7 protein-coding genes and 1 pseudogene are annotated in these 12,465 nt (G+C 71.0%); 4 read left to right on the forward strand and 4 right to left on the reverse strand.

All coding sequences use genetic code 11. From position 1 onward, the window contains the following. Positions 1-37: 37 nt before the first annotated feature. Positions 38-2,158 carry a SpoIIE family protein phosphatase gene (locus ACGFNV_RS39120; protein ID WP_393629414.1) on the reverse strand — a complete coding sequence of 707 codons (2,121 nt, stop codon included), beginning with the start codon at positions 2,156-2,158 and terminating at the stop codon, positions 38-40. A 261-nt stretch (positions 2,159-2,419) separates the two neighbouring features. Next, positions 2,420-2,884 (reverse strand): Crp/Fnr family transcriptional regulator, encoded by a 465-nt coding sequence (locus ACGFNV_RS39125; protein ID WP_393629415.1) that lies wholly within the window; start codon positions 2,882-2,884, stop codon positions 2,420-2,422. Positions 2,885-3,238: 354 nt separating this feature from the next. On the opposite strand from ACGFNV_RS39125, the gene ACGFNV_RS39130 reads away from it, so the two are divergent. After that, positions 3,239-5,626 (forward strand): phosphoketolase, encoded by a 2,388-nt coding sequence (locus ACGFNV_RS39130; RefSeq protein WP_393629525.1) that lies wholly within the window; start codon positions 3,239-3,241, stop codon positions 5,624-5,626. A gap of 90 nt (positions 5,627-5,716) precedes the next feature. Here ACGFNV_RS39130 and ACGFNV_RS39135 read toward each other — a convergent pair. Further along, a pseudogene (locus ACGFNV_RS39135) lies at positions 5,717-5,896 on the reverse strand (transposase family protein); the annotation flags it as partial. A gap of 273 nt (positions 5,897-6,169) precedes the next feature. Between ACGFNV_RS39135 and ACGFNV_RS39140 the strand changes: the two are divergent. Together ACGFNV_RS39140 and ACGFNV_RS39145 are read left to right on the forward strand one after the other, a co-directional pair. Continuing rightward, positions 6,170-6,940 carry an ABC transporter ATP-binding protein gene (locus ACGFNV_RS39140; RefSeq protein WP_393629416.1) on the forward strand — a complete coding sequence of 257 codons (771 nt, stop codon included), beginning with the start codon at positions 6,170-6,172 and terminating at the stop codon, positions 6,938-6,940. Positions 6,941-6,994: 54 nt separating this feature from the next. Further along, the gene (locus tag ACGFNV_RS39145) at positions 6,995-9,511 is read left to right on the forward strand and encodes an ABC transporter permease (protein WP_393629418.1); all 2,517 of its coding nucleotides are present in this window, start codon (positions 6,995-6,997) and stop codon (positions 9,509-9,511) included. 305 nt (positions 9,512-9,816) lie between these two features. On the opposite strand, the gene ACGFNV_RS39150 is transcribed toward ACGFNV_RS39145, so the two are convergent. Further along, positions 9,817-11,262 carry a glyceraldehyde-3-phosphate dehydrogenase gene (locus ACGFNV_RS39150; protein WP_133933006.1) on the reverse strand — a complete coding sequence of 482 codons (1,446 nt, stop codon included), beginning with the start codon at positions 11,260-11,262 and terminating at the stop codon, positions 9,817-9,819. 230 nt (positions 11,263-11,492) lie between these two features. Between ACGFNV_RS39150 and ACGFNV_RS39155 the strand changes: the two genes are divergently transcribed. Next, positions 11,493-12,458 carry a hypothetical protein gene (locus ACGFNV_RS39155; RefSeq protein ID WP_393629419.1) on the forward strand — a complete coding sequence of 322 codons (966 nt, stop codon included), beginning with the start codon at positions 11,493-11,495 and terminating at the stop codon, positions 12,456-12,458. Positions 12,459-12,465: the final 7 nt, after the last annotated feature.

Here is a 12,465-nt window from a genome sequence, read left to right on the forward strand (position 1 = left end):
ATCCTCCACCACGGTGCCCGGCTCGGACAACCCGTGCTCAGCTCAGCGGGTTGAGGAGGAGCAGGGCGATGTCGTCGTGGCGGGACGCGATGTGTCCGGCGGGCTGGACCAGGGTGTCGGCCAGGCTCTCCATCGTGCCCTTCACGGTGCCTTCCCCCGACCCGTCCGGGGCGCCGGCCAGACGGGCGGCGAGCTCCGCGGTGGTGTCGTCGATGTCGACGCCCGGGATCTCGACGAGTCCGTCGGTGTAGAGGGCGAGGACACAGCCCGGGGGCAGTTCGATCCCGGTGGTGGTGTAGTCGGCGTCGGCGTCGATGCCCAGCAGCAGCCCGGGGGACAGGTCCACGACCTCCGTGTGCCCGTCGGGATGGCGCAGCAGGGGCGGCGGGTGGCCGGCGGTGGCCAGGGACGCGCGGTGGCGGGCGAGGTCGAGGTGGACGCAGAGGCAGCTGGTGAACAGGCCGGTCTCGAGGTCGGTCAGCAGCCGGTTGGTGCGGGCGAGCACGTTGCCGGGGGAGGCGCCGGCGGTGGCGTGGGCGTGGACGGCCGTACGGACCTGCCCCATGAGCGCCGCCGCGGTGACGTTGTGGCCCTGGACGTCACCGATCGCCGCGACGGCCGTGGTCGCGGGCCCGCCGAAGAGGTCGTAGAAGTCACCGCCGATGCCCATGCCGCGGCCGGCCGGCAGATAGCGGGCGGCCACGTCCAGGCCGGGAATGCTCGGCAGGGCGTGTGGCAGCAGACCGGCCTGGAGGGTGCGGGCCAGCTCGTCCTTGGCGTCGTAGAGGCGGGCCCGGTCCAGCGCCTGCGCGATCAGCCCGGCCAGCGAGGTCAGGACGGCGCGCTCGGCCGGGGGGAACGGCCGGGGCCGGTCGTAGGCGAGGACGAGCGAACCGACGATGCCGCCGGAGGCGATCAGCGGCAGGAAGGCCCAGGCGCCCATGCCGTCCTGGTGGACGGCCGGCGGGTAGGCGCGCTTGAGGTCCGCGAAGGTGCCGAAGAAGCTGGGGTGGCCCGTGGCCACGACGCGGACGGCCGGGGTGTCGGAGGTCAGCGGCTCGGCGTCGAAATTGGCCATGAGCTCGGCCGGGTAGCCGCGGTGGCCGACGATGTGCAGCCGGCCCTCGTCCGCGGTCATCAGGGCGAGCGCCTGCGCGCCGAACGCGGGCACGATCTGGTCGGCGACCAGCTCGACCACGTCCCGGGCGCCGACGGCCTCGGTGAGGGCGGCGGCCAGGTGCATCAGGTGGTAGTGCGCGGTGGCACCGACCGGCTCGACGGGAGCCGATGACTGCTCCGGCACGGCCGTCAGGGGCTGGTCGGCCGGGGCGGGCGTGATGTGGACACTGATCCCGGAGGCATCCGGGTAGAGCTGGAAGCTCAGCCGTGTGTCCGGTGGGCGCAGGGCGGTGAAGGAGGTCGGCTGGCGGGCGATCACCGTGGCCCGGTAGTGGTCTTCGAACGCGGGGTCGCGCAGCCAGTGCAGCACCTCCCACGGCCTGGCTCCCAGCAGGGCTGAGGCGCCCGTGCCGAGCAGCTCGGCCGCCGCGGTGTTCGCGAAGGTGATCCGGCCGTCCAGGTCGAGCGCGCAGCAGCCCATCGGAAGGCGCTCGGCGAATTCGACGGCGGCCGCGGCGTCCAGCTGTTCCGTGGTGGCGCGAGGGGGCGGGGACAGCACCCGCGGCTCGGCCCCCGGCACCACGGGGTGACCGTCCTCCTCGGCCTCGCGCAGCAGCCGGCCCAGGCGGCGGCAGCAGGAATCGATCATGATGTGCTCGTCCGCGCTCAGCTGCGGCGGATGCCAGAGGGGCCACAGCAGCACGATCCCGCCCCACACGGCGGCACCGTCGTTGATCGCGACGGTGGCCATCATGAAGTCGTACGGCAGGACCAGCTGAAGCGCGGGATAGCGGCGCGCCACCTCTTCCCGGCTGCCCAGCCACACCAGGCGCCGCTCGCGCACCGCGTCGGCCACCGGGACCGGGGCGTCGAGCGTGACCCGCGCCCAGGGAGCGGCCAGCCGGGCGGGCACTCCGGAGACCGCCGTCAGCCGCAGGGCCCCCTCCTCGGGCGGCAGCAGGTACAGCAGGCCCACCGAGGCTCCGACCTCATGCACCAGGCGCCCGAAGGGTTCGTCGAGCCGCTGAGCGTCACCCATACGGCGACACTATGTCCGATGTGCGGCGACGGCGCCCCGGCGCGGCGATGTCCTCGGGTCGCGGGGCGTACGACGGAGCGATACGGGAGCGGCCTCGGCACGCCTGCGCCCACTGCGCAGAGTGGTCCGGCAGGGCGGTGGCCGTCGACCGTCGACCGTGGCCGAGTCACCGTGGCCGAGCCGAGGAGGAGTCCGGTTGCCGGTGTCACGCAGCGTGACGCGCGTGGCCGGGTGGGTGGGGAACTCGTCCGCGGCCGCGGTTCAGGGCCTGTCGCCGCTGCCGTACGGGGCGTACAGGTCGAGCAGGCGGACGCGGGTGGCGTGCAGGCGATGGGCCAGGACCCGGCCGACCCAGTGGTCGACGGCCTGCCCGAACTCCGGGTCCTCCGCGCACGCCAGGCGCACCGCGACGGCGTCGAACTCGTGGGCGCGGACCGGTGTCACCGCCTGGGCTCCCAGGTTCCAGACGTGCGGCTCGAACAGCCACGACCAGCCGACGAGGTCGTCGTGGCCGAGGCTCTCGATGACCGGTGAGCGGCGTCCGGGCACATGCAGGTCGAGGGCGACGGTGCCGCTGCGCACGATCCAGAACCGGTCGGCACGCCCGCCCTCCTCGAACAGGCGGGTGCCCTGCGGGATGTCGTTCTCGTGGGCGAAGCACATCAGGCGGGTCCGGTGCCGGGCGGACAGGGCCCGCAGCACGCTGGGGGTGGCGGACACGTTCATGACTGTCTCCAGAGGTGGGGCCCGGGTGGGGCCGTCCCTACCAGCGTCCGCCCCGATCCGTGCCGGGGCGAACGGTCCGGCCGGGGACGGATGTGGCCCGGACGGCCCTGTCGGGTACCCGGCGGTGCGGGGAAAGGTGGACCACGGACCGGCGACACCTCCGACCGACGAGACCGACGAGCCCGAGAGATCAACCAGACCGAGCAGCCCGGCGAGACGGAACAGCCCGACGAGACCGAGCAGCCCGGTGAGGCCTACCAGACCGGCCACAGCGACGACACCGACCAGCCCGGCGAGGCCGACCAGCCCCACCAGCCCGACGACACCGGCGACACCGACCCGGAAGGGACCTTCATGTCCGTCGACACGCAGCAGGCGTCCAGTACCCCGCTCCCCGAGGAGGAGCTACGGGCCCTGGACGCCCATTGGCGCGCCGCGAACTACCTGTCCGTCGGCCAGATCTACCTGATGGCCAACCCCCTGCTCGCCGAGCCGCTGCGCCCCGAACACGTCAAGCCACGGCTGCTCGGCCACTGGGGCACGTCACCCGGTCTGAACCTGGTCCACACCCACCTCAACCGCGTGATCAAGGCCCGCGGCCAGGACGCCCTGTGCGTGTGGGGCCCGGGGCACGGAGGGCCCGCCGTACTGGCCAACTCCTGGCTGGAGGGTTCGTACACCGAGACCTACCCGGACGTCACGCGCGACGCCGACGGCATGGCCCGTCTGTTCAAGCAGTTCTCGTTCCCCGGCGGAGTGCCCAGTCACGTGGCGCCCGAGACGCCCGGCTCCATCCACGAGGGCGGCGAACTGGGCTACGCACTCTCGCACGCCTACGGGGCCGCCCTCGACAACCCGGACCTGCTGGTCGCCTGCGTGATCGGCGACGGCGAGGCGGAGACCGGACCGCTGGCCACGTCCTGGCACTCCAACAAGTTCCTCGACCCCGTCCACGACGGCGCCGTCCTGCCGATCCTCCACCTCAACGGCTACAAGATCGCCAACCCGACGGTTCTCGCCCGCCTCCCCGAGCCCGAGCTGGACTCCCTCCTCAACGGCTACGGCCACGACCCGATCCACGTCACCGGCGACGATCCCGCGACCGTGCACCGGGCCATGGCAGCCGCGCTGGACACCGCCCTGGACCGGATCGCCGCCCTGCAACGGGCCGCCCGCGAGGAGGGCGCCACCGAACGTCCCCGCTGGCCGGTGATCGTGCTGCGCACCCCGAAGGGCTGGACCGGCCCGGCCGAGGTCGACGGTCTGCCCGTGGAGGGCACCTGGCGTGCGCACCAGGTGCCGCTGTCCGCCGTCCGCGACAACCCCGAGCACCTGCGGCAACTGGAGCAATGGCTGCGCTCGTACCGGCCCGACGAACTCTTCGACGCCCACGGCCGCCCCCGCGAGCAGGTGCTCGCCTGCGTTCCCGAGGGCACCGCGCGCCTCGGCGCCACCCCGCACGCCAACGGCGGTCTCCTGCTGCGCGAGTTGCCCCTGCCGCCCCTGGAGCGGTACGCCATCCCCGTCGACAAGCCGGGCGCCACCGTGCACGAACCGACCCGTGTCCTGGGCGACTTGCTCGAACACGTCATGCGGGCCACCGCCGAGCGCCGCGACTTCCGCCTCGTCGGCCCCGACGAGACCGCCTCCAACCGGCTCCAGGCCGTCTACGCGGCCAGCGGCAAGGCCTGGCAGGCCGAGACGCTGGACGTGGACGAAGGCCTCGACCGGCACGGCCGGGTGATGGAGATCCTCTCCGAACACACCTGTCAGGGCTGGCTGGAGGGCTATCTGCTGACCGGGCGGCACGGACTGTTCTCCTGCTACGAGGCGTTCGCGCACATCGTCGACTCCATGGTCAACCAGCACATCAAGTGGCTGCACGTGACACGGGAGTTGTCGTGGAGGGCGCCCATCGCCTCCCTCAACTACCTGCTGACCTCGCATGTCTGGCGCCAGGACCACAACGGCTTCTCCCACCAGGACCCCGGCTTCGTCGACCACATCCTGAACAAGAGCCCCGAGGCCGTACGGGTCTATCTGCCGCCGGACGCCAACACCCTGCTGTCGGTGGCCGACCACGCGCTGCGCAGCCGCGACTACGTCAACGTGATCGTGGCGGGCAAACAGCCCTGCTTCGACTGGCTGTCCATGGAACAGGCCAAGGTCCACTGCGCGCGCGGCGCCGGGGTCTGGGACTGGGCCGGCACCGAGGACGGCACCCGCGAACCGGACGTGGTGCTCGCCTGCGCCGGCGACGTCCCCACCCAGGAGGTCCTGGCTGCCGCGCAGTTGCTGCGTCGGCACCTGCCCGAGCTTGCGGTGCGGGTCGTGAACGTCGTCGACATCGCCCGCCTGATGCCGGCCGGTGAACACCCGCACGGGATGAGCGACTTCGAGTACGACGGCCTGTTCACCACCGACAAGCCGGTCGTCTTCGCCTACCACGGCTACCCCTGGCTGATCCACCGGCTGGCCTACCAGCGCGCCGGTCACGCCAACCTGCATGTGCGCGGCTACCGGGAGATCGGCACCACGACCACCCCGTTCGACATGGTCGTCGTCAACGACCTCGACCGCTACCGCCTCGTCATGGACGTCATCGACCGCGTCCCCGGCCTCGCCGTGCGCGCCGCCGCCGTACGTCAGCGGATGGAGGACACCCGACTGCGCCACCACGACTGGATCCGCTCCCACGGCACCGACCTCCCCGAGGTCGCGGACTGGAGCTGGGACGGATGACCGTCGGCGGGCGGGACGAGTGAACCTCGCCCCACCCGCCGGACCTGCAGTTCCCCGGCCCGACCGTGCTGATCGGACCGACATGACCCCCATATCGCGGGTCAGGCCCGGCGCACGGTGGGCCAGGAGATCGAAGACCGTGTGCGCGTAGGCGTGGGCGGTGCCCACGCTGATCCGCAAGCCGGCCGCGATCTGCGCGAGGGTGTCGTGCTCGCGCAGGTACACCAGAGCGACCAGGGCACGCTGCGAGGGCCGGAGCTTGCGTGCATCGGCCGAATGGCTGAGACGGCGACGGGACGGGCTTGTCGGTTTGGCGATCTCGGCCCACCTTTCTCGGACGGCTTCTCCCGGGTGTCTTCCTCGGAGCCGACGCAATGCCATACCAGAGGATGACGAGGCCCGTTCCGACATCAGCTTCAGGTGGTCAGTACTTCGGCTGATCCGGAGGGAGCGGTGCGGACCGGACGATGAAGGAGTCCCCGGCCAGGTGCGGACCGTACGCGCGCACCGGGCTGTCCGCGCCCCCGATCGGAGCAGGACCCCGTGACCACCTCGCCGCCCGCTCCCCGCACTCCCACCCTCGCCGCCCGCGCCACCGAGCTGTCCAAGGTCTACGGGCAGGGTGACACCCAGGTGGTCGCCCTCGACCGGGTCAGTGTCGGCTTCGGGCAGTCCCGGTTCACCGCGATCATGGGGCCCTCCGGGTCCGGCAAGTCCACGCTGATGCACTGCGTGGCCGGGCTGGACTCCTTCTCCTCCGGCTCGGTCCGCGTCGGTGACATCGAGCTGGGGTCCCTGACGGACCGGCAGCTCACCAAACTCCGCCGGGACAAGGTCGGCTTCATCTTCCAGGCGTTCAACCTGCTGCCGACCCTCACCGCGCTGGAGAACATCACGCTCCCGATGGACATCGCGGGCCGGACCCCGGACAAGGAGTGGCTGGACGGCGTCATCCGGATGGTCGGCCTGTCGGGCCGGCTCACTCACCGCCCCGCCCAGCTCTCGGGTGGCCAGCAGCAGCGTGTGGCCGTCGCCCGGGCTCTCGCGTCCAAGCCGGACATCGTCTTCGGGGACGAGCCGACCGGGAACCTGGACTCGCGTGCGGGTGCGGAGGTCCTGGGGTTCCTGCGTGACTCCGTACGGACGTTGGGTCAGACCGTCGTCATGGTGACCCATGATCCGGTGGCCGCCTCCTACGCGGACCGGGTCGTCTTCCTCGCCGACGGGCGGATCGTCGACGAGATGTACGAGCCCACCGCGGACGGGGTCCTCGACCGCATGAAGGCCTTCGACACCAAGTTCCGTACGAACTGAGCCGCTCGAACCGAACCGGACACCCTCCCCTCACCTCACCAGGACCACACCACCATGTTCCGCACAGCGCTGCGCAACGTCCTCGCGCACAAGGCGAGACTGCTGATGACCATGCTCGCCGTCATGCTCGGCGTCGCCTTCGTCTCCGGCACCCTGATCTTCACCGACACCTACCAGAACGCCTACAGCGGTCAGACGGCCAAGAGCTACGCCCACGTGGACGTCCAGGTCGCGGAGAACACCGACTACTCCGGCGAGTCCCCCGGCATCAGTCAGAAGACGCTCGACCAGATCGCCCGGGCCCACGGGGTCGCCGAAGCCGTCGGGCGGGTCTCCGGGAGCGCCTACGTCGCCGACAGGGACGGCGGGCTCATCGCCAGTGGCGTGTTCAACGCGGCCGCCAACTTCGCACCGGGGAAGGACGGCAAGGACCCGCTCTACGCGTTCACCGACGGCAGCGGGCCCACCACGGCCGGGCAGATCGCGCTCGACAAGGACACCGCCGACACGGGTGGCTACCACGTCGGCGACACCGTGCCCGTCGCCCTCAAGGGTCCGGCCAAGACGTACCAGCTCTCCGGCATCTTCACCACCGACGACGACCTGGTAGCGAGGGGCGGCAGCCTGGTGCTGTTCGACACGCCGGTCACGCAGCGACTGTTCCGGCGGCCGGGCTTCTATGAGTCCGTCACTGTCACCGCCGCCCCCGGCGTTCCGAGTGGCCACCTCGCCGCCGCCATCGGCAAGGTGCTTCCGAAGTCCGCGAAGGCCGAGACGGGTCGGCGACTCGCCGACGAGGAGGCCGAACTGGTGGAGGGAGACGCCAGGCTGCTCGGTGGGATCCTGTTCGCCTTCGCCGGCGTCGCGCTCTTCGTCAGTGTCTTCCTGATCGCCAACACCTTCACCATGCTGGCCGCCCAGCGCACCCGCGAACTCGCTCTGCTGCGCGCGGTCGGCGCCTCCCGCAGGCAAGTGACCCGGTCCGTACTGATCGAGGCGATGGCTGTCGGCGCGGTCGCCTCCGCCGCCGGGCTCGGAGTCGGCGCCGCCATGGCAGCCGTAGCACGTGCCACGGTCGATCTCGGCGGCGGGAGGATCCCGGACGGGCCGCTGGTCGTCACGTCGACGACCGTCCTGGTCGCGGTCGTCGTCGGTGTCCTGGTCACCATGCTGGCCGCCTGGCTGCCGGCCCGTCGCGCCGCGAAGATCCCGCCCGTCGCGGCGATCGGCAGCGCACACCTGCCCGCCACCGCCAGGTCCCTGGTGCTGCGGAACCTGCTCGGCGGCGTCACCACGCTGCTCGGCGCGGCGGTCGTCGTCGCCGGCGCCGGGGCCGGCGGCTCCGAGGGCAGGGGGCTCGTCGGGTTCGGTGCCCTCCTCGCGGTGATGGGTGTCATCGTGCTGATCCCGTTGCTGTCCCGGCCCGTGATCGCGGTCGTACAGCCGCTGCTGCGGCGCGGCTTCGGGGTCTCCGGCAAGCTCGCGGGCCAGAACGCCGTACGCAGCCCGCGCCGTACCGGTGCCACCGCCTCCGCGCTGGCCATCGGGCTCACGGTGGTCAGCGCTATGACCGTGCTCGCTACCACCCTCGGCCAGTCCACGGACAGGATGACCACGGACATCGTCAGGGCCGACTACATGGCCACGGCCAGTGGGGTGCGCTTCGACACCTCGGCGGCCACCGCACTGCGCAAGGTCCCCGGCGTCACGACGGTGTCGCAGGAGCAGCAATCCTGGATGCAACTCGACGGCGTCCAGGAGGATGTTTCCGCCGTCACCCCGGCGGACTTCGACAGGGTCATCCGCCTCCCGGTCGTCTCAGGCTCGCAGGGCACGCTCGCGAAGGGGCAGGTCGCTGTCGCCGATGACGAAGCACGGGCCCACGGCTGGAAAGTGGGGGACACCCTGCCGGCGGTGTACGGGGACTCCGACAAGAGCCGCAAGGTGACCGTCGGGGCCGTCTTCGCCCCCAACGATGTCGTCATGCCGGTCGTCGTCTCCACGGACGTGATCGAACCGAACGCCACCGACACGTCTTTCGCGAAGCTCTACCTCAAGACGGATGGCAGCACGAACCAGAAGGCACTCGCCGACGCTCTCGCCGCGCGGCCCGGGATCAAGATCGATGACCGGCAGGCCATCCGCGACGAGTTCAGCGGAGCCTTCGGCACCGTGCTGAACGTTCTGTACGCACTGCTGGCGATCTCCCTGGTCATCGCGGTGCTCGGGGTGGTGAACACCCTCGCGATGTCCGTCTTCGAGCGGCAGCGGGAGGTCGGCATGCTCCGTGCCGTCGGGCTCGACCGGCGGGGCGTGACACGGATGATCCAACTGGAGGCCGTGGTCATCTCCCTCTTCGGCGCGGCGATCGGCATCGCGGTCGGAGCCTTCCTTGGCTGGGCCGTCTGCGAGGTCACGAAGGCGGACATCCCCAGATACGCGCTGGTGCTGCCGTGGGACCGGTTCGGGCTCTTCCTGCTGCTGGCGGCGCTGGTCGGCCTGCTGGCCGCCATGTGGCCGGCCCGCAGCGCGGCCCGGCTGAACATGCTCACGGCCATCAAGTCCGAGTAGGTCGAGCGGGTCACCGTACGGCTGCAGGCCACCGTGCCCGCAGCCGCACGGTCGCGTGGCGAGCAGGGACTCAGCGGCCGATGCGCCATTCCCCGCCCGGCGGTATGGAAGGACCGGAAGCTCGTCCTCATCGGTGGAAATCGTGCTGGCCATGGCGCTGGCTGAGGGGGCGGCGAACGACTTCGGATCGACGCGCTCAGTTACGGAGCGGAGTCAGTGCGCACCACTTGAGGAAGTGTGCATCCAGTGCGCATCTCGCACCTGCAGTGCGCACTGACCCGCGGATCTCATGCCGTATGCGGGGATCAGACCGCGGGGGCCGGGTACGTCGGGTACTCGACGCCGGAGACGTGCTGGACGACGCGGATGACCTGGCAGGAGTAGCCGAACTCGTTGTCGTACCAGAGGTAGAGGATCGCGTTGTCGCCGTCCACCTTGGTGGCGCCCGCGTCGATGATCGAGGCGTGGCGCGAGCCGATGAAGTCGCTGGAGACGGCGTCGGGGGCGGTGGTGAAGTCGATCTGGCGCTTGAGCGGCGAGGTCAGCGAGACGTCGCGGAGGTGGTCGAGGACCTCCTCGCGGGTGGTCTCGCGGCCGAGCCGCAGGCTGAGGATCGCGATCGAGACGTCCGGGACCGGGACGCGGATCGAGCTGCCGGTGATCGGCGCCTTGAGGTCGGGCAGCGCCTTGGCCACGGCGGAGGCGGCACCGGTCTCGGTGATGACCATGTTGAGCGGCGCCGAACGGCCGCGGCGGTCCGCCTTGTGGTAGTTGTCCAGCAGGTTCTGGTCGTTGGTGAACGAGTGCACGGTCTCCACGTGGCCGCGCAGCACGCCGTACTCGTCCGCCATGGCCTTCAGCGGCGGGACGATCGCGTTGGTGGTGCAGGACGCGCAGGACAGGATCTGCTCGTCGGGCTTGATGGTGTCGTGGTTGACGCCGTGCACGATGTTCGGGACGTCGCCCTTGCCCGGCGCGGTCAGCACGACCTTGGCGATACCGGGGCGCAGGTGCTCCGACAGGCCCGCGCGGTCACGCCACTTGCCCGTGTTGTCGATGAGGATGGCGTCCTTGATGCCGTACGCCGTGTAGTCGACCTCCGACGGGTCGCCGGCGTAGATCACCTTGATCTCGTTGCCGTTGGCGTTGATCGTGCTGGTCGCCTCGTCCACGGTGATCGTGCCCTGGAACTGACCGTGGATGGAGTCGCGGCGCAGCAGCGAGGCGCGCTTGACGATGTCCTGCTCGCCGCCGCCGCGCACGACGATGGCGCGCAGCCGCAGGCCGTTGCCGGAGCCGGCCTTCTCGATGAGCAGGCGGGCCACCAGACGGCCGATGCGGCCGAAGCCGTAGAGGACGACGTCGCGTCCCTCGCGGCGCTCGATCTTGTTCGCGCCCGTGGCGCCGGCGACGGCGTCGGCGGTGAACTCCGCCACCGACAGACCGCGGTCGTCGGTCTTGTACGTCGCGGCGAGCATGCCGAGGTCGATCTGGGAGGGCCCCAGGTCGAGCGTGGTGAGGGCCTGCAGGAAGGGCAGCGTCTCGGTGACCGAGAGCTCCTCGCCGGCGATCTGCCGGGCGAATCGGTGGGCCTTGAGGATGCTGACCACCGACTTGTTCACCAGGGAGCGGCTGTGCAGCAGGACCGTGACGTCCCGCTCGCGGTGCAGCTTCCCGATCATCGGGATCATCGACTCCGCGATCTCCTCGCGCGTCTTCCAGTTGGTGAACGAGTCCTCGTTGACAGTCACAGGATTATCTTTCGAGCTAGGCGGTGCTCAGATGATAACCACAGGCGATTTCGATCATTCAAGCGGTGTCCTGCGGGCTGACCGGCACGGGTCCGCGGGCCCCCGTGTCCGGTGCTCACGTGCGGGCCCAACATGGCATCCGCCACCCGGAGTTGAGAACGGTGGACGCACCGTGGCCGCCGGGCGGCGTTCCTCCTACCATGGAGGTCACCGTCGGGGGAGGGTGGGACGTGACGCGCAACACACCGCAGTCGTCCGGGCGTCGGCTGGAGGACTCGATCGCCTGGGCGGTCAGGAACGCGGACGGCGTCGTCGCCATCGGTGCCGCCCTGGTCATCGGCCTGCTGGAGGTGCTGGGCCCGAACTTCAACGACAACGTCGTCTCCGGGGCCACCCTGCTGGTCCTGGCCGCGCTGGTCTTCGGATCGCTGACCGAGCGTCGGCGCCGACTGGCCGACATTCGCACCGCGACCGCAGGGACGAACCGCGCGATCGAGGACCTGGCCATGGTGCGCACCCTGGCCGGCGCGGAGGTCGGCCTCGCGCACGAACACGCCCGCCGCAACACCGCCCGCTGGGTGTACAAGGGCGGCACCGGCACCTACCTGCGGGCCGTCACCCTGCCCGAGTGCGTCATCGAGGCCCAGCGGGGCCGCCGGTCCCTGAGCATGAAGATCGACATCGTGAACCCGGCCGACGACCGGGTGTGCGCCGCCTACGCGCGCTTCCGGCGCACCTTCGGCCACCGGCCCGACGGGAGAGCCCCCGGCGAGTGGACCACCGAGCGCACCCGCAAGGAGGCGTACGCCACCGTCCTCGCCGCTGCCTGGCACCGGCAGCGACTGGACACCCTGGAGGTCGACGTGCACCTCTCCTCGGTGGCGCCGACCCTGCGCTTCGACCTCTCCGACGCCGGACTCATCATCACCCAGGACGACCCGCGCCGCGTGAGCCTGTACGTGGAACGGGGCCGTCCGCTCTACGACTACTACGTCACCGAGTTGCACCAGAGCCGCGAGCAGGCGGTCAAGCTCGATCTGCGGGAGTCGACGCCGCTGAGCGACGAGCCGACCGTCGACGAGGTCAGACGCCTCTTCGACCGGCTCGGTCTGCCACTGCCGACGACTCTCACCGACCGGGACGTCGGCGACATCATCGACAAGGCGCTGCGCGCGGAGGACCCCTACCGCGGGTGAGCGCCCA

The organism is Streptomyces sp. NPDC048751, from assembly GCF_043198595.1.
GTDB lineage: Bacteria > Actinomycetota > Actinomycetes > Streptomycetales > Streptomycetaceae > Streptomyces.